Raw genomic sequence first — 17,829 nt, 5'->3', positions numbered from 1 at the left:
GCGCGCCACCAAAGAGGAGTCGCTGAGGTTGGACACCCGCAGCGCCAGGTCGAAGCCTTCCTCCACCAGGTCCACGCGACGGTCGTTCAGGCTCAGCTCCACCTCGATCTGCGGATGGCGCTGGTGGAAGCCGCCGATGATGCCCCCCAGGTAGCGCATGCCGAAGGATACCGGCGCCGACACCCTCAGCCTGCCCACCGGCTCGCTGGCGCCATGGGACAGCAGGGCGTCCAGCTCGTCCAGTTCGCCCAGCAGGCTGCCCGCCTGGGCCAGATAGGTTTCGCCGGCCTCGGTCAGCGACAGCTTGCGCGTGGTGCGATGCATCAGCCGCACGCCCAGCCGGTTCTCCAGCGCCGCCACCAGCTTGGTCACCATCGCCCGCGACAGCTCCAGCCTTTCCGCCGCCGCGACGAAACTGCCCAGCTCAGCCACGCAGACGAAGGCGCGTATCTCGGAGAATCTATCCATATAATTTCTTATAGAGAAATAATAATTTTCAAATTGTAGTATTTATTGAATATAAAGCCGATGGTCAAATAGCGCCATACCAATCTGAACCGGAGCACCCACCATGAACCGACTGCAAAACCCCTACCTGGCCGCCCTGACCCTGCGCGTGGCGCTGGGCCTGATGTACCTGTCCCACGGCGCGCTGAAGCTGTTCGTCTTCACCCCGGCCGGCACCGCCGAGTATTTCGCCAGCCTGGGCTTGCCCGGCTTCGTCGGCTATTTCGCCATCTTGATCGAGATCGGCGGCGGCCTGCTGCTGCTGGCCGGCATCCAGGCCCGTTGGGTGGCGCTGCTGCTGATTCCGCAATTGCTGGGCGCCATCGTCCTGGTCCACGGCGCCAAGGGCTGGATGTTCACCAACGAGGGCGGCGGCTGGGAATACCCCGCCTTCCTGATCGCCAGCTCGCTCGCGCTGTTCCTGCTGGGCCAGCCGGAACGGCAGCGCCAAGCCTGACCCAGTCCGGTCCCCGATCTTCAGCCCCGCCTCCGCGGGGCTTTTCCGCTTTTTAGAGTTGCATTACAAAAATGCAACAGCGCCCGTCTTTCCTACCATTTCCCCAAGTCCGCAATATTCAAGCGCTATCTCGCGCCCGGCCGCCAATATGCTGCGACGCAGCAAACAATCAAGACAATTCCGACTTGCACATTTTCTTGATTGCCATCAAGCTGCTGCGTGATTTGAATGTAGTTAAACTACAAAAATTGGCAAGATACGCACAAGCCCAGCCGCCGGCCCGACATGGCGGCTGCCTGTATATAATTGTCAAAATCCCGTCAGGACAAGCCAGCACAACAAAGCATGCCGCGGCGCAGTCATCGCCCGGCCCCATCCAACGGCTTGATTGACGCTCGTAATAAAACGACTGGAATTATCCACGAATTGAGGAGTTTCTCATGGGCACCACCGCACCAAGACTAGATGTTCTGGCCCCCCTTTCCGGGTGGCTGGTCCCCTTGGACAGCGTTCCGGACCCCGTGTTCGCCGGCAAGATGGTCGGCGACGGCATCTCGCTCGATCCCACCTCGGGCAGTCTGCTGGCTCCGGTCAGCGGCGTGGTCAGCAATCTGCACTCCTCCCACCACGCGCTGACCATCACCACCGCGGAAGGCGTGGAAGTGATGGTGCACATCGGCATCGACACCGTGATGCTGAAAGGCGAAGGCTTTTTCCCGCTGGTCGAACAAGGCCAGCAAGTTGCCGTCGGCCAGCCGGTCATCGACTTCGACCTTGACCTGGTCGGCCGCAAGGCCGCCAGCCTGCTGACCCAGATCATCGTCACCAACGGCGAGTCCGTGGCCAGGATGAGCCTGGCAGACGGCATGGTTGACGCCGGCAAGAGCGTGGTGCTGTCGCTGCAGCTGGCCAACGGCAAGGCGGTGCTGCCTGTCGAAGCCGCCGAACCCCAACTCTCCGCCGACATCGCCATCGGCAACCCCGCCGGCCTGCACGCCCGTCCGGCGGCGGTATTCGCCAGCAAGGCCAAGACCTTCGCCTCGGACATCCAGCTGATCCTGGGCGACAAGGAAGCCAACGCCAAATCCGTGGTCGCCGTCATGGGTCTGGCCACCAAGCTGGGCGACCTGGTGCGCGTGCGCGCCGCCGGCGCCGACGCCGCGGCCGCCATCGCGGAACTGACCCAACTGTTGAACGACCGCTGCGGCGAGAAAGCCGACGAGGCGCCGGTCGCCCCGGCCGCCGCGCCGGTCTTCGCCCAGCAGCAGGACAGCGACAGCCAGCTGGCCGGCGTCGGCGCTTCGCCCGGCATCGCCATCGGCCGCATCGTTCATCACCGCCTGCAGGAATTCGACGTGCCCGAGCACGGCAAGGGCGCCAATGTGGAACAACAGGCGTTCTCCAGCGCCGCCGAAGAAGCCGCCGCCCAGCTGGATCTGGTCAAGGCCCAGCTGACCGACCCGGCCAAGCAGGCCATCCTGTCCATGCACCAGGAACTGCTGCAAGACCCAGACCTGCTGGCGCAGACCTATACCGGCCTCGCCGACGGCAAGTCCGCCGCCTGGTCCTGGCGCGCCGCCTTCAGCGCCTACTCCGCCCGCCTGGAAGCGCAGGACAATCCGCTGCTGCGCGAACGCGCCAACGACATCCGCGACGTGGGCCGCCGCGTGCTGGCACTGCTGGCCGGCGTCAAGCAGGCCGCGCTGGAGCTGCCGGCCGGCTCCATCCTGATCGCCGAAGACCTGGCCCCGTCCGACACCGCCGCGCTGGATCCGTCCAAGGTGATGGGCTTCTGTACCCGCACCGGCGGCGCCACCAGCCACGTGGCCATCCTGGCGCGCTCGCTGGGCATCCCGGCGATCTGCGGCATCTCCCAGGCCGCGCTGAAGCTGCCGAAAGGCCTGCAGGTGATCCTGAACGGCAACGAGGGCACGCTGGCCATCGCGCCGACCGCGGACGACATCGCCGCCGCCGAGCGCGACATCGCCCGCCTGGCCGAGCGCCGCGCCGCCGAAGCCGAAAGCTCGATGCGCCCGGCCGCGACCCGCGACGGCGCCCGCATCGACGTGGTGGCCAACATCCGCAACGCCGCCGACGCGCGCGAAGCGGTGGCCAAGGGCGCCGAGGGCGTGGGCCTGTTGCGCTCGGAATTCCTGTTCGACAACCGCGACACCGCGCCCACCGAAGCCGAGCAAGCCGCCGAGTACTGCGCGGTGGCCGAGGCGCTGGGCAAGGAGCGCCCGCTGGTGGTGCGCACGTTGGACGTGGGCGGCGACAAGCCGCTGTCCTACCTGCCGCTGCCGAAGGAAGACAACCCCTTCCTCGGCCTGCGCGGCATCCGCGTCAGCCTGGAACGCCCCGACCTCTTGCGCACCCAGCTGCGCGCCATTTTGCAAGCGGCCCCGTTGACCCAGCTGCACATCATGTTCCCGATGGTGGCCTCGCTGGAAGAGCTGCGCGCCGCCAAGGCGGTGCTAACCGAAGAGCAAGCCGCGCTGGGCGTGTCCGGCGTCAAGGTGGGCATCATGGTGGAGGTGCCGTCGGCCGCGGTGCTGGCCGCGCGCTTCGCGCCGGAAGTGGACTTCTTCTCCATCGGCACCAACGACCTGACCCAATACGTGCTGGCGATGGACCGCGGCCACCCGCAGCTGGCCAAGCAGGCCGACGCGCTGCACCCGGGCGTGCTGGCGATGATCGCGCTGACCTGCGAAGGCGCCCGCGCCCACGGCAAGTGGGTGGGCGTCTGCGGCGGCCTGGCATCCGACGAGCGCGCCGCGCCGCTGTTGGTGGGCATGGGCGTGACCGAGTTGTCGGTCAGCACCCCGGCCGTCGCCTCGGTGAAGGCCACGCTGGCGCGCTGGAGCATGGACGAGTGCCGCGAGCTGGCGCGCGATGTGCTGGCGCTGTCCACCGTCACCGATGTCCGCCACCACCTGAATCAACTCGCTCGTTAAAAGAATAAGCCTCGGCGCGGGCGCGGCCTGCGGCGCCGGGCGGGGAGACCGCCGGGGAAACCCGGTGCCGTCCGGCGCCGATCAAGCGGCTTGGCGCGCGAAGAGGCTTTATAGAGGGGACGGCGTCACAGCCGCTCGACATTCCATAAGCATGTCAAAGCAGGATAATAATCATGTTTAGTCAATCATTCGCTTTTCTGCAGAAGATCGGCAAGGCGCTGATGCTGCCGGTGGCGGTGCTGCCGGTGGCCGGCTTGCTGCTCGGCATCGGCGCGACCGACTTCCACACCCAGAACACCGTCTTCCTGGCGATCCTGTCGCTGATGAAGAACTCCGGCGACGTGATTTTCGGCAACTTGCCGCTGATCTTCGCCGTCGGCGTGGCCCTCGGCTTCACTGAGAACGACGGCGTCGCCGCCATCGCCGCGGTGATCGGCCACCTGGTCACCACCGTCACCCTGGGCGTGATGGCTACGCTGATGGGCGTGAAAACCGCCATGATCATGGGCTTGCCGTCTATTCAGACCGGCGTGTTCGGCGGCATTCTCGCCGGCGGCCTGGCGGCCTATATGTTCAACCGCTTCTACCGGATCAAGCTGCCCGAATACCTGGGCTTCTTCGCCGGCAAGCGTTTCGTGCCCATCATCACCGCCATCGGCGCCATCGGCCTGGGCGTGGTGCTGTCCTTCGTGTGGCCCCCGATCGGCAATGGCATCAAGTCCTTCTCGCAATGGGCGGCTGTCAGCGATCCGCGCACCGCGGCCACCGTGTACGGCTTCGTCGAGCGGATGCTGATTCCGTTCGGCCTGCACCACATCTGGAACGTGCCGTTCTTCTTTGAAATCGGCGCCTTCCCGGACGCGTCCGGCAAGATCATCCACGGCGACATCAACCGCTTCTTCGCCGGCGACCCGACTGCCGGCATCCTGTCCGGCGCCTTCCTGTTCAAGATGTTCGGCCTGCCGGCCGCGGCCATCGCCATCTGGCACTCGGCCAAGCCGGAAAACCGCGTCAAGGTGGGCGGCATCATGATCTCCGCCGCGCTGACCTCTTTCCTGACCGGCATCACCGAACCGATCGAATTCTCCTTCCTGTTCGTGGCGCCGGTGCTGTATCTGATCCACGCCGTGTTGGCCGCCTCCACCCAGTTCGTGGCCAATACGCTGGACATGCACATGGGCTTCACCTTCTCGCAGGGCGGCATCGACTTCCTGATGTTCAACCTGATCGGCGACAAGGCCAAGCACGCCGGCTACGTGTTCATCCTGGGACCGATCTACGCGGTAATCTACTACTCGGTGTTCCGCTTCGTGATCGCCAAGTTCAACCTGAAGACGCCGGGCCGCGAAGATGAAAGCGCGGAAAGCATCGGCGCCGTCAGCGAAGACCAGCGCGCCCGCGAACTGGTGCTGGCCTTCGGCGGCCGCTCCAATATCCGCAGCCTGGACGCCTGCATCACCCGCCTGCGCATCGCGGTGCAGGACACCGCCAAGGTGGACCAGCCCAAGCTCAAAGCGATGGGCGCGTCCGGCGTGGTGGTGGTGGGCAGCGGCATCCAGGCCATCTTCGGGCCGCAGTCCGAGAACCTGAAGACCGATATGGAGATCTACCTGCGCGGCGCCGGGAGCGACGCCGAACTGTCGTCGGCCCCGGTTGCCGCCCCGGCTCCGGCCGCCGCGCCCGCAGCCTCTTCGGCAGCCGCCGCCAAGGCCGACGTCGCCGCGCTGAAACAGGCGCTGGGCGGCCCGGCCAACCTCGGCAAGGTGGAGGCCATCGCCCACACCCGCCTGCGCGTGGAGCTTAAGGACGCAGCCCGCTTCAACGAGGCCGCAGCCCGCGCCGCCGGCGTCTCCGCCGTCACCCAGGTGGCGCCGGGCGTGCTGCACCTGATCGTCGGCGACCAGGCCACCGCGCTGGCCGCCGCGCTGCAAAGCTGACCGCATCCGGCCACGCCGCAACAAAAACGCCAGCGGATCTCGCTGGCGTTTTTTTATTGCCCCTGCCCTTCAGCGCGCCACTCTCAGGCCGCCCTCGATGCCCTCGCGGCTGAACAGCACCTGCCACAGCTGCAGGTCGCGCGCGCGAAAAGCGCCGGCGCAGGCATTCAGATAATAGGTGAACATCCGGTAGAAGCGGGCTGGGTAGTTGGCCATCAGCAGAGGCCAGGCCTGCTGAAAACGCTGCTGCCAAGCCATCAGCGTCAGGTCGTAATCGGCGCCGAAATTATGCCAGTCCTCCACCACCCAATAGCGCTCGCTGGCCCGGGCGATGTGCGACACCGACGGCAGGCAGCCGTTGGGAAAGATGTATTTCTCTATCCATGGGTCGATGCGCAAATCGGTTGTCTTGGCGCCTATGGTATGCAGCAGGAACAGGCCGTCCGGCGTCAGATTGCGCGCGGCGGTTTCGAAATAGACATCGTAATTGCGCGGCCCGACGTGCTCGAACATGCCCACCGACGCGATGCGGTCCGCCCGGAGCGCCAGGTGGCGGTAATCCTGCAGCAGGATTTCCACATCCAGCCCGGCGCAGCGCTGCAGCGCCAGTTGCCGCTGCTGCTCTGATATGGTGATGCCGGTGACGCGGACGCCGTAATGGCGGGCGGCGTAAGCGGCAAGGCCGCCCCAGCCGCAGCCTATGTCCAGCAGGTGCATGCCGGGTTTGAGCCCAAGCTTGTCGCAGATCAGCCTGAGCTTGGCCTCCTGCGCCTCCTCCAGCGTGGAGGCGTCCTTCCAGTAGCCGCAGGAGTACTGCATGTTCGGATCCAGCATCGCGGCGAACAGGTCGTTGCCCAGATCGTAATGGTGTTCGCCCACCTTGCGGGCCCGCCGCAAGGACTGGTAATTGACCAGCCTGGCCGCCATCAGGTACAGCGTGTCGCGCCAGCGCCGCGGCAGCTTATTCTCCAGGCCGGCGCGCATCACCCGCTGGAAGAACGCGTCCAGCCGCTCGCACTCCCACCAGCCGTCCATATAGCTTTCGCCCAGGCCCAGCGAGCCCTCCCGCAGCACGCGGCGGTAAAACTGCGGATCGCGGACTTGAATGTCGAACGGGCGGCTGCCGTTGACGGCGACGCCGGCGGCGGCCAGCATTTCCTCGATGATGGCGCGCCCCGGCGAGCGGGCGTTTTCGCTCTCGTTTTCCAGACACGATGAATTCATGGCGATCCCCCCGGCATGGCCATTCAGCACAACGAACTCGATCGACGATCAGAAACAGGGACAGACGTTTGCCCAGCTTACCGCGCTCCCGCCCCGCTTGGCCAGCGGGAGGCATTCCAGTCCGCGAACGCGCCGCCGGCTACAGCGTGAACAGCTGGCGCAAGTGCAGCGCCACGCCCGACTCCGCATGGCTGCCGATGCGCCGGGCCTGCGGCAGCATGTCGCTGAGCTGCGGATGCGCGTTGCCCATCACCCGCGGGTGGCCTGCCGTTTGCAGCAGCTCGATGTCGTTCTGGCCGTCGCCGAAAGCGAGGCACGCGTCCGCCGGGATGCCCAGCCGCTCCAGCACCCGCTCCAGCGCATGGCCCTTGGACACGCCGGCCGCCATCACTTCCAGGCAATGCTCCAGCGAGAAGGTGATGTACAGCCGGTCGCCGAAGCGCTGCCGCAGCTTGCGCTCCAGCTCCAGCAGGCGCTCATGCGGCGCGATGTACAGCACTTTGCCCACCCCATCGCCGCTGTGGCGGGCCAGGTCATCCACCCGGTAGGCCAGACCGGAGTCCTTATGCATGTCCAACAAGTCCTGGCAGGGCTCGCTGATCAGCCACTCGTCGTCGCGGTAGAAATTGACGATGGCGCCGGCGGCGAACTCCGGCTGCGAGATGGCGCGCACCAGTTCCGCGTCGATGTCCTGCCGGTAAATCAGCGCGTCGTCCGGATCGTGGACGCGCGCGCCGTTGGAGGTGATCAGATGCGCGCGCACGCCCAGCGCCTGGCGGATGCCTCTGACGTCCAGGTAATGGCGGCCGGTGGCGAGGGCGAAGCGCACGCCGCGTTTTTCCAGACTCTGCAGGGTCGAGGCGGTCAACGGGGTCACGGCGTGATGCTGGTCCAGCAGGGTGCCGTCCAGGTCGGAAGCGATGAAACGATAAGGCATGAAAACTCCAGCGCGGGGCGAGCTTCCGATTATACGCCGTCAAACCAGGGCCTCCGCCGACCGTCCTCAAATTGACAAAGACATATGGCATGGATAACTTGACCTATCGGCACCATCCTTCCGCGAATGCGCGGAAAACCGCAAGGAGAATCCCCCGATGGCCAATCGATACGGCCAATTGTTCCGCACGCCGGGCGTGCCGGCGCTGGCGCTGGCCGGCTGGGTGGCGCGCCTGCCCAGCACCATGGTGGGGGTCGGCATCATCACCATGCTGTCGCTGACCCGGGACAGCTACAGTCTCGCCGGATCGGTGGCCGCCACCTTGATGCTGGCCACCGCGCTGCTGACGCCGCAGGTGTCGCGGCTGGCCGACCGCCATGGCCAGAGCCGGGTGCTGCCGCCGGCCACCGGCATCGGCGCCCTCGCCCTGCTGGCGCTGGTCCTGTGCAGCCGTCTGGACGCGCCGCATTGGACGCTGTACCTGTGCGCGGCGCCGGCGGGCTGCCTGCCCAGCATCCCGGCGATGACACGGGCCCGCTGGGCGAAGCTGCTGGAAGGCCAGACGCTGCTGCCGACGGCCTTCGCGCTGGACAGCGTGCTGAGCGAAATCGCCTTCGTCATGGGCCCGCCGCTGTCGATAGGCCTGTGCATGGCCTGGTTTCCCGAAGCCGGCCCGCTGGCGGCCGCGCTGCTGATCCTGTTCAGCGTCTCCGCGCTGCTGCGCCAGAAAACCACTGAACCGCCGGCCCACCCCGCCGCGCCGGGCAGCGGCCGCTCCGCGCTCTTCCTGCGGCCGGTGCCGGTTCTCGCCCTGCTGATGGGCACGCTGGGCGCCATCGCCGGCATCATTGATGTCGCAGCCGTGGCTTTCGCCAAGGCGCAGGGCTCGCCATCCGCCGCCGGCTGGGTGCTGGCGCTGTACGCGCTGGGCTCCGGCATCGGCGGGTTGGCCTTCGGCGCGCTGAAGCCGGCGCTGCCGCTGGGCAGGCTGTTGCTGTGCTGTTGCGCGGCCACCGCGGCAAGCTCCGCTTTCATCGCGCTGGCGCCGAACGTCTTCTGGCTGGCTGCGGTGATGCTGCTGTCCGGGCTGTCATTCGCGCCGACGCTGATCGTGGCGATGGAAATGGTGGAGAAAGCCGTGCCGCGCGCGCGGCTGACCGAGAGCCTGACCTGGCTGGTCACCGGCATTCTGCTGGGCGTGGCCGGCGGCGCTTCCTTGTGCGGCCTGGCGATCGACGCCTACGGCGCCCGCGCCGGGCTGAGCCTGACGCTGGCGGCGGGCGCCTGCGCGCTGCTGATCGCCGCCGCCCTGCCCCGCGCGCCCTCGCCCAAAAGCGCCGTGGAGGACGCCTGCTGAGGCTGCCGAGCGACATTCCGGCGCCCAATGCAAAAAGCCGAACCCTTGCGGATTCGGCTTTTTCAATCTGGTGGCCAGTCGCGGAATCGAACCACGGACACGCGGATTTTCAATCCGCTGCTCTACCAACTGAGCTAACTGGCCTTGCTGTGGTGGCCAGTCGCGGAATCGAACCACGGACACGCGGATTTTCAATCCGCTGCTCTACCAACTGAGCTAACTGGCCACTTCTTCTGTCAGCGCTGTCACGCCGTCAGAGCCACGCATTTAATCAGAGGACGCCATTCGCGTCAAGGAATAATTGCAAAAAACAGCGGGCCGCAGGCCGTGAAAAACCAGCGGGCCGGCCGCCAGACGCGGCCGGCCCGTCGGATCAAGGGCTTACATCGCGTCCGGCTGCCGCGACGGATGCGCCTCGGCAAACGCTTGCAGATGCTCAAGCGCTTCCGCGACGCGGACGATGTTCGGATACGGCGCCAGATCCACGCCGAAACGACGGGCACTGAACACCTGCGGCAGCAGGCAGACATCGGCCAGCGTCGGCGCATCGCCTGCCGCATAGCGGCTCGGCGACTCGGCCAGCTGTTTTTCCAGCGCGTCGAAACCGGTGCGGATCCAGTGGCGGATCCACTCGGCCTTGCCTTCCTCGTCCTTGCCGTACTCGGTCTGCAAATACTTCCCCACGCGGGTGTTCTGCAAAGGATGGATGTCGGCGGCGATGGCCAGCGCCAGCGAGCGCACCCTCGCCCGCGCCGCCGGATCGGCCGGCAGCAGCCGCGGCGTGTCCGGGTAAGCCTCGTCCAGGTATTCGCAGATGGCCAGCGACTGCGCGATCCTGACGCCGCCGTCGTCCAACAGCGGCACCAGGCCCTGCGGGTTGATCGCCAGGTACTCGGCGCTGCGCTGTTCGCCCTTCAGCAGATTGACCGGCCGATAGCGGTAATCCAGCCCCTTCAGGTTCAGCGCGATGCGCACCCGGTAAGCGGCGCTGGAACGGAAATAGCCGTACAACACGCGATCAGTCATGCTTCACCACGGTCTGTTCAATCGCGCCGAAAATGCTGTCGCCGGCGGCGCTCTTCATCTCGATGCGCACCGTGTCGCCCACTTTCATGAACGGCGTCTTGGGCGCGCCCTGCTCGATGGTTTCTATCATCCGCTGCTCGGCCAGGCAGCAGGAGCCGACCGAACGATCCTTGTTGGAGATGGTGCCGGAGCCGACGATGGAGCCGGCGACCAGCTCGCGGGTCTTGGACACGTGCGCCACCAGCTGCGGGAAGCTGAATTGCATCTCCACGCCGCAATCGGGCTTGCCGTAAAAGGCGCCGTTGTAGTCGACCAACAGCGGCAGGTGCACCTTGCCGCCATCCCAGGCATCGCCCAATTCGTCCGGGGTGACCGCCACCGGCGAGAAGGCGGTGGCCGGCTTGCTCTGGAAGAAGCCGAAACCCTTGGCCAGCTCCGGCGGGATCAGGCCGCGCAGCGTCACGTCGTTGACCAGCATCAGCAGGCGGATGTGCTTCTCGTCGGCCGGCGCGCCCAGCGGCACGTCGCCGGTGACCACCGCCACCTCGCCTTCGAAATCCAGGCCCCAGGCTTCGTCGCGCAGCGGGATGTCTGCAGTCGGCGCCAGGAAGGCGTCGGAGCCGCCCTGGTACATCAGCGGGTCGGTATAGAAGCTTTCCGGCACCTCGGCGCCGCGCGCCTTGCGCACCAGCTCGACGTGGTTCAGGTAGGCGCTGCCGTCGGCCCATTGGTAGGCGCGCGGCAGCGGGCTCAGGCAGCGCTTGGAGTCGAAGGCGACCTCGTCCGGCACCTTGCCCTGGTTCAACGCGGCGTAGACTTCCTGCAGGCGCGGTTCGGCCTGCGTCCAATTGTCCAGCGCCCCCTGCAACGTGGCGGCGATGGCGGGCACCGCCACGGCGCGGCTCAGATCGCGGCTGACGACCATCAGCTGGCCGTCGCGGGTGTGGTTGTGGTAAGTAGCTAATTTCATCTTGATATTCTTTCTGCAAGCGGCCGCTGCGGGCCGTTCCTCTATGTCAATTCTTCAGCCTGGCCTGAACGCGATTGCGTCGCGAGCGGGCCGAGGTCGGCGGGAGAAGCGCAGCGGTACAAATCGTACCGCGAGCATCGCAGCGCCGAGATCGGCTCGCGCAGCAGCAAAGGCGTCAGGCCTGTTTGGGTTTCCAGCTGTCCACGTAGCCTTGCCACTCCACGCTGGCCAGCCCCGGCCCCTGCTCCAGCGCATCGCGGGCGTCTATCATCACCGCCACTTCGTCGGTGAACTTCTTCGGATCGGTCATCGCCTTGGCGAAGGCCTTCGGATGCGGGCCGTGGGTGAAGCCGGCCGGGTGGAAGGTCAGCATGCCGGGCTTGATGTTGTCGCGGCTGAAGAAATCGCCGGCGTGGTAGAAGATCACTTCGTCGTAATCGTCGTTGTTGTGATAGAACGGCACCTTCAGCGCGCCCGGATCGGACTCGATCGGCCGCGGCACGAAGGTGCAGATCACGAAGCCGTCGGCGACGAAGGTGGTGTGCGCCGACGGCGGCAGGTGGTAGCGGTGGCTCATCAGCGGGCGGATGTCGCGCCAGTTGACGCGCGCCACCGACAGATTGCCGTGCCAGCCGATGGCGTCCAGCGGGTTGTACGGGTAGGTGACGGTGGACAGCGCGCCGCGGCGCTTGATCACCACTTGCCACTCGTCCTCGGTCTGCTGCGCCTTGAAGGCATCATCGATCGCCGGCACGTCCAGCACCGCCTCGTCGAAGATCGCGTGCGGGCCGACCAGGCCCTTTTCCGGCAGCTGGTAAGCGCCGTTGCTGGTCTCCACCAGCAGCATGGTGGTCGGGCTGGCCGGCTCGATGCGCCAGCTGGTGGAGCGCGGCACCAGGATGTAGTCGCCGTCGCGGTAGCTGAGGTGGCCGTAATCGCAGAACAGCTCGCCGCTGCCGGCGTGGATGAACAGCAGGTCGTCGCCGTCGGCATTGCGGAACAGCTGGGTCATCGCCTGCTCGCAACGCCAGATGCGCAGCTTGCACTGGGCGTTATGCAACACCAGCGGCGCGTCCCAGGGCGCCGGCGTGCCGTGCGGCAGCTCGTTCAGATCGAAGGCGCGCGGGCGCAGCGGGCCTTCCCAGGCGCTCCAGCCGGTCGGCGGGTGCTTGTGGTGCAGGTGGGTGGCCGGGCCGAAGAAGCCGCTGCGGCCCACTTCGCGCTCGTAGATGGCCTCGGCCGGGAAATCGGCGTGGGCCTGCCGCGAGATGGTGCCTTCGCGGTGCGGGTAACTGATCCATTTACGCATTTTGGATGTCCTGTCGGCGCGGCCTGCGACGCGCAGGCCGCCCCATTGCATGGTGTACATACGGCAAGACGCCGCGGCGCCGGCCCGGAAACCCGGAGCCGGCCGCAGCGGCGGGAATGGATCAATCGGCCTTCAGCACGCCGCGGCGGATCTGGTCTTCCTCGATGGACTCGAACAAGGCCTTGAAGTTGCCTTCGCCGAAGCCCTCGTTGCCCTTGCGCTGGATGATCTCGAAGAAGATCGGGCCGATCACGGTCTCGGTGAAGATTTGCAGCAGGATGCCTTCCACCGGCGCGCCGTCGATCAGGATGCTGTTCTTCTTCAGACGGGCCACGTCCTCGCCATGGCCGGGCACGCGGGTGTCCACCTTCTCGTAATAGGTGTCCGGGGTGTCCAGGAAGCGGGTGCCGCGCGCTTTCAGCGTTTCCACCGTGGCGTAGATGTCGGCGGTGGTCAGCGCGATGTGCTGGATGCCCTCGCCGTTGTACTGGCGCAGGAATTCCTCGATCTGGCTCTTGTCGTCGGACGACTCGTTGATCGGGATGCGGATCTTGCCGCAGGGGCTGGTCATCGCCTTGGACACCAGGCCGGTCAGCTTGCCTTCGATGTCGAAGTAGCGGATCTCGCGGAAGTTGGCGATGCCGGTGTAGAAATCGGCCCAGGTGGCCATATTGCCGCGCGCCACGTTGTGGGTCAGGTGGTCGATCTCGGTCAGGCCGACGCCGTACGGATGCTGGTCCACGCCTTCCAGCGGCACGAAGTCGATCTCGTAGATGTCCTTGTCCTTGCCGTAGCGGTCGACGAAGTACAGCGCCGAGCCGCCGATGCCTTCCACCGCCGGGATGTTCAGCTCCATCGCGCCGACCGGGCGCTGGTAGGGCTTGGCGCCGTGCGACAGCGCGTACTCGTACGCCTTGGCGGCGTCCTTGACGCGCCAGGCCATCGCACAAGCCGACGGGCCGTGCGCCTTGGCGAATTCGCTGGCCGGCTGGCTGCGCTCGGCGTTCAGGATGAAGTTGATGTCGCCCTGGCGGTACAGGCGCACGTCCTTGCTGCGGTGGCGGGCCACTTCGGTGAAGCCCAGCGACAGGAACAGCTGGTTCAGCTTCTCGACGCCCTCGGCGTCGGGAGCGGTGTATTCGACAAACTCGAAACCGTCGGTGGCGAGCGGATTTTGCAGCATGGCTTCCATTTTCATCTGTTTCTCCTCTGTTTATAGCCCCATACCTGTCAATGGCGGCATGGACTATCAATTTTCGTTCAGACTTTTGTAAACGTGCGCGGACGGTCCGCGTTATGTAAGCTGACCGCATGCCTATCCGCGGGGCGGAGGAAGCGGTTCGACGGGGCGGGAGGAAGCAGAGACAAGGGGAAGCGGAGTGCGCGTTGGAACGCGCGCGCGCCGACGCCGGACGCTGATGGCGGTACGGCTTGGCTCTCCTCCGAACAAATCGTTGTCTGCTGTCACACACCATCGACATGCATCGGCAGTCTTGCGCCGCCGTTTGCGATTTAGGCTTTTTATTCTATGGAAAGCGGGCGGCAATTATCTTGCTAAATGAATTTTGCCGAGCGATATTGAGGAATAAAATGTCTCAACAAACCGATTATCAGGAGAAAATATGCCAAGTCTCACATTAGATAAGACAGACTTGCGTATTCTGGCCGAGCTGCAGCTTGACGGCCGGTTGACCAACGTCGAGCTGGCCGAACGCGTGGCGCTGTCGCCGTCGCCCTGCCTGCGCCGACTGAAGCAACTGGAAGAGTCCGGTGTAATCCGCCAGTACGTCGCCCTGCTCGACCCCGCTCACATCGGTTTAGGCCTGCAGGCCTGGGTGCGCGTCACGCTGGAAAAACGCGGGAATATGCATTTGCAAAGCTTCATCGATGCAGTGCAAAACTGGCCGGAAGTGATCAACTGCTTCGCGATGACCGGCGAGATGGATTACCTGCTGCAAGTGTATTTCGAAGACATGGAGCACTTCTCGCGCTTCGTGATGGACGAGTTGCTGCAGCATCCGGGCGTCGAGGACGTGAAGTCCAGCTTCGTGCTCAAGGAGATCAAGCGCACCACCGCGCTGCCGCTGGGACAGATGCGCGGCCTGTAAGCGGCGCGCGCCCCAAAAAACAAAACGGCCCGCAAGGGCCGTTCTGTTTTGGCGGCGCCGATCAATCGCGCTGATGGTGGGCGGTGGTGCCGGCCAACAGCTTGTCGGTATAGGCGATGGCCGCCGCCGACAGCAGGAAGGCCAGGTGCAGGAACAGCTGCCACTTGATGGTGTGCTCGTCGATGCGGCTGGCGTTGATGAAGGTCTGCAGCAGGTGGATGGACGAGATGCTGATGATGGCCATCGACAGCTTCACTTTCAGCACCGAGGCGTTGACGTGGTCCAGCCACTCCGGCTGGTCCGGATGAGTGTCGATGCGCAGCCGCGACACGAAAGTCTCGTAGCCGCCCACCGTCACCATCACCAGCAGGTTGGCGATCATCACCACATCGATCAGGCCCAGCACCGCCAGCATGATGTCGGTCTCGGTCAGATGGTTCAGCCCTTCCAGCAGCTCCCACAGCTGGGCGAGAAACTTCCACGCATAGACGCCCTGCACCACGATCAGGCCGAGATAAATGGGCAATTGCAGCCAGCGGCTGCTGAAAATCACCTGGCCGAGCAGCGATTTCCTGGGTTCGGATTGAATGCGTCGTTGGACGTGTTGCTGGTCTTGCATGGGCTTTCCTGTCGTTCGCGGCCGCGGGCGGCTTTGCGCCGCCCGCTCGCCGTCACAGGCCCAGCCTCTGCCAGATGGTGGAGACCAGGCCCGCCTGGTTCAATGTGTAAAAATGCAGACCGGGCGCGCCGCCTTGCAACAGGCGGTCGCACAGCTCGGTCACTACGTCCAGCCCCAGCGCGCGGATGGACGCGGTATCGTCGTAATAGGCCTGCATGCGCAGGCGCAGCCAGCGCGGCACTTCCGCCCCGCACATGTCGGAGAAGCGGCACAGCTGCCCGAAATTGGAGATCGGCATGATACCCGGCACGATGGGAATGTCCACCCCGCGCGCGCGCGCTTCGTCGACGAAGCGAAAATAGCTGTCGGCGTTGAAGAAGTACTGGGTCATCGCGGAATCCGCTCCGGCCCGCACCTTGCGCACGAAATTGTTCAGATCGTCTTCGGCCGAGCGCGCCTGCGGATGGAATTCCGGATAGGCAGCCACCTCGATGTGGAAATGGTCGCCATGCTCGGCGCGGATGAATTCCACCAGCTCGTTGGCGTAGCGGAATTCGCCGGCGGCCACCATACCCGACGGGATGTCGCCGCGCAGCGCCACCAGATGGCGGATGCCGTTGCCGCGGTATTCGTTCAGGATGGCGGCGATGTTTTCGCGGGTGGAGCCGATGCAGGACAGGTGCGGCGCGGCGGCCTGCCCTTCGCTGCGGATCTCCAGCACGGTGGACAAGGTGCCGTCGCGGGTAGTTCCGCCGGCGCCGAAAGTCACCGAGAAGAACTGCGGCTTGAACTGGGCCAGCTGCTGGCGCGTGGTGCGCAGCTTGGCCACGCCCTCGGGCGTCTTGGGCGGAAAGAATTCGAAACTGAAGGTGCGCGGCGTCTGCGTCATGGTGATCCTCTCTATCGCGGTCCTGGCTGCCGGCCTCTGTGTGCCGTTGGTCGTCTGGCTTGCCCGAAAAAAAACGGACAGATCCATTCTATGGGGCCTGTCCGTTTCGCCTAGGTTCAATAATCAATAACGATAGTGATCCGGCTTATAAGGACCTTGCTTGGGCACGCTGATGTAGGTGGCCTGCTGATCGGACAGTTCGGTCAGGCGCGCGCCGATGCGGGACAGGTGCAGACGGGCGACCTTCTCGTCCAGATGCTTGGGCAGCACGTACACTTTCTTTTCATACTGATGGCCGTTGGCGAACAATTCGATCTGCGCCAGCACCTGGTTGGTGAAGCTGTTAGACATCACGAAGCTCGGGTGGCCGGTGCCGCAGCCCAGGTTCACCAGGCGGCCTTCAGCCAGCAGGATGATGCGCTTGCCGTCGGGGAAGATGATGTGGTCGACCTGCGGCTTGATGTTTTCCCACTGGTATTGGCGCAGCGACGCGACTTCGATCTCGCTGTCGAAGTGGCCGATATTGCAGACGATGGCGTTGTTGCGCATCTTCTTCATGTGCTCGTGGGTGATCACGCCGACATTGCCGGTGGCGGTGACGAAGATGTCGGCCTGGTCGGCCACCTCGTCCATCCGCACCACGCGGTAACCCTCCATCGCCGCCTGCAGCGCGCAGATCGGGTCGATCTCGGTCACCCACACGGTGGCGCCCAGTCCGCGCAAGCTCTGCGCGCAGCCCTTGCCCACGTCGCCATAGCCCAGCACCACCGCCACCTTGCCGGCCACCATCACGTCGGTGGCGCGCTTGATGCCGTCAACCAGGCTCTCGCGGCAGCCGTACAGGTTGTCGAACTTGGACTTGGTGACGGAATCGTTGACGTTGATCGCCGGGAACGGCAGCTGGCAGTCTTTCTCCAGCTGGTACAGGCGATGCACGCCGGTGGTGGTTTCTTCGGTGACGCCCTGGATGTGCTGCAGGCGCTTGGAGTACCAATGCGGATCGATGGCCAGGTGGCGCTTGATCGACGCGAACAGCGCGGTCTCTTCCTCATTGGTGGGATGGGCGATCGCGCCGATGTCCTGCTCGGCCTTGCTGCCCAGCATCAGCAGCAGCGTGGCGTCGCCGCCATCGTCCAGGATCATGTTGGCCGGCTGGCCCTCGGGCCACTCGAAGATCTTGTGGCTGAATTCCCAGTATTCGTCGAGGCTCTCGCCCTTGAACGCGAACACCGGAATCTCGGCGGCGGCGATGGCGGCGGCGGCATGGTCCTGGGTGGAGAAGATATTGCACGAGGCCCAGCGCACTTCGGCGCCCAGCGCCGTCAGCGTCTCGATCAGCACCGCGGTCTGCACCGTCATGTGCAGGCTGCCGGCGATGCGCGCGCCGCGCAACGGCTGCGCGGCGTGGTATTCGTCGCGGACCGCCATCAGACCGGGCATTTCGGTCTCGGCGATGTTCAGTTCCTTGCGCCCCCAACCGGCAAGCGCGATGTCAGCTACATGGAAATCGGAAAAATCAGCCATCGTGAAGCATC

At 65.3% G+C, this 17,829-nt stretch carries 15 protein-coding genes and 2 tRNA genes; 5 read left to right on the top strand and 12 right to left on the bottom strand.

Features of this window, described 5'->3' with window-relative positions:
* Positions 1-468, bottom strand: a 468-nt coding sequence (locus ACY3GB_RS18370; protein WP_463089998.1) for a LysR family transcriptional regulator, incomplete at its 3' end; no start/stop codon positions are given.
* Between the two features lie 103 nt (positions 469-571).
* Between ACY3GB_RS18370 and ACY3GB_RS18365 the strand changes: the two genes are divergently transcribed.
* The 3 genes from ACY3GB_RS18365 (at position 572) to ptsG (ending at position 5,855) form a co-directional block, all read left to right on the top strand.
* Positions 572-964 carry a DoxX family protein gene (locus tag ACY3GB_RS18365; protein ID WP_463089997.1) on the top strand — a complete coding sequence of 131 codons (393 nt, stop codon included), beginning with the start codon at positions 572-574 and terminating at the stop codon, positions 962-964.
* A gap of 440 nt (positions 965-1,404) precedes the next feature.
* Complete coding sequence (ptsP, locus tag ACY3GB_RS18360) at positions 1,405-3,918, top strand: phosphoenolpyruvate--protein phosphotransferase (protein WP_463089996.1); 2,514 nt, start codon at positions 1,405-1,407, stop codon at positions 3,916-3,918.
* 173 nt (positions 3,919-4,091) lie between these two features.
* Entirely contained in the window at positions 4,092-5,855 is a 1,764-nt protein-coding gene (ptsG, locus tag ACY3GB_RS18355; RefSeq protein WP_463089995.1) for a PTS glucose transporter subunit IIBC, read from the top strand.
* Positions 5,856-5,924: 69 nt separating this feature from the next.
* On the opposite strand, the gene cfa is transcribed toward ptsG, so the two are convergent.
* Both cfa and ACY3GB_RS18345 read right to left on the bottom strand, forming a co-directional pair.
* The gene (cfa, locus tag ACY3GB_RS18350) at positions 5,925-7,079 is read right to left on the bottom strand and encodes a cyclopropane fatty acyl phospholipid synthase (protein ID WP_463089994.1); all 1,155 of its coding nucleotides are present in this window, start codon (positions 7,077-7,079) and stop codon (positions 5,925-5,927) included.
* Positions 7,080-7,218: 139 nt separating this feature from the next.
* The gene (locus ACY3GB_RS18345; RefSeq protein WP_463089993.1) at positions 7,219-8,016 is read right to left on the bottom strand and encodes a Cof-type HAD-IIB family hydrolase; all 798 of its coding nucleotides are present in this window, start codon (positions 8,014-8,016) and stop codon (positions 7,219-7,221) included.
* Positions 8,017-8,173: 157 nt separating this feature from the next.
* Here ACY3GB_RS18345 and ACY3GB_RS18340 point away from each other — a divergent pair, with 157 nt between their 5' ends.
* Positions 8,174-9,373: an MFS transporter gene (locus ACY3GB_RS18340; protein ID WP_463089992.1), complete on the top strand. Its 1,200-nt coding sequence runs from the start codon at positions 8,174-8,176 to the stop codon at positions 9,371-9,373.
* 68 nt (positions 9,374-9,441) lie between these two features.
* Here the strand turns inward: ACY3GB_RS18340 and ACY3GB_RS18335 are convergent.
* The 6 genes from ACY3GB_RS18335 to hppD all read right to left on the bottom strand — a co-directional run bounded on the left by ACY3GB_RS18335 (position 9,442) and on the right by hppD (position 13,876).
* A tRNA-Phe gene (locus ACY3GB_RS18335) sits at positions 9,442-9,517 on the bottom strand.
* Between the two features lie 6 nt (positions 9,518-9,523).
* A tRNA-Phe gene (locus tag ACY3GB_RS18330) sits at positions 9,524-9,599 on the bottom strand.
* Between the two features lie 155 nt (positions 9,600-9,754).
* Positions 9,755-10,399: a maleylacetoacetate isomerase gene (gene maiA, locus ACY3GB_RS18325; RefSeq protein ID WP_463089991.1), complete on the bottom strand. Its 645-nt coding sequence runs from the start codon at positions 10,397-10,399 to the stop codon at positions 9,755-9,757.
* Positions 10,392-11,369 carry a fumarylacetoacetate hydrolase family protein gene (locus ACY3GB_RS18320; protein ID WP_463089990.1) on the bottom strand — a complete coding sequence of 326 codons (978 nt, stop codon included), beginning with the start codon at positions 11,367-11,369 and terminating at the stop codon, positions 10,392-10,394. The genes maiA and ACY3GB_RS18320 overlap by 8 nt, the downstream gene beginning before the upstream one ends.
* A 175-nt stretch (positions 11,370-11,544) precedes the next feature.
* On the bottom strand, positions 11,545-12,678 hold the full coding sequence (locus ACY3GB_RS18315) for a homogentisate 1,2-dioxygenase (RefSeq protein WP_463089989.1): 1,134 nt from the start codon (positions 12,676-12,678) through the stop codon (positions 11,545-11,547).
* A 121-nt stretch (positions 12,679-12,799) separates the two neighbouring features.
* Positions 12,800-13,876 (bottom strand): 4-hydroxyphenylpyruvate dioxygenase, encoded by a 1,077-nt coding sequence (gene hppD, locus ACY3GB_RS18310; RefSeq protein ID WP_463089988.1) that lies wholly within the window; start codon positions 13,874-13,876, stop codon positions 12,800-12,802.
* 424 nt (positions 13,877-14,300) lie between these two features.
* On the opposite strand from hppD, the gene ACY3GB_RS18305 reads away from it, so the two are divergent.
* Positions 14,301-14,786 carry an Lrp/AsnC family transcriptional regulator gene (locus tag ACY3GB_RS18305; protein ID WP_463089987.1) on the top strand — a complete coding sequence of 162 codons (486 nt, stop codon included), beginning with the start codon at positions 14,301-14,303 and terminating at the stop codon, positions 14,784-14,786.
* 61 nt (positions 14,787-14,847) lie between these two features.
* On the opposite strand, the gene ACY3GB_RS18300 is transcribed toward ACY3GB_RS18305, so the two are convergent.
* The 3 genes from ACY3GB_RS18300 to ahcY form a co-directional block, all read right to left on the bottom strand.
* Entirely contained in the window at positions 14,848-15,405 is a 558-nt protein-coding gene (locus ACY3GB_RS18300; protein ID WP_463089986.1) for a TIGR00645 family protein, read from the bottom strand.
* 52 nt (positions 15,406-15,457) lie between these two features.
* Positions 15,458-16,294 (bottom strand): methylenetetrahydrofolate reductase [NAD(P)H], encoded by an 837-nt coding sequence (gene metF, locus ACY3GB_RS18295; protein WP_463089985.1) that lies wholly within the window; start codon positions 16,292-16,294, stop codon positions 15,458-15,460.
* Between the two features lie 123 nt (positions 16,295-16,417).
* Entirely contained in the window at positions 16,418-17,818 is a 1,401-nt protein-coding gene (gene ahcY, locus ACY3GB_RS18290) for an adenosylhomocysteinase (protein WP_463089984.1), read from the bottom strand.
* Positions 17,819-17,829 lie beyond the last annotated feature (11 nt).

The sequence above is a fragment of the Chromobacterium sp. Ag138 genome, from assembly GCF_055181315.1.
Note: the sequence above shows the minus strand (reverse complement) of the source record. Positions and strands in the feature narration are given on the sequence as shown.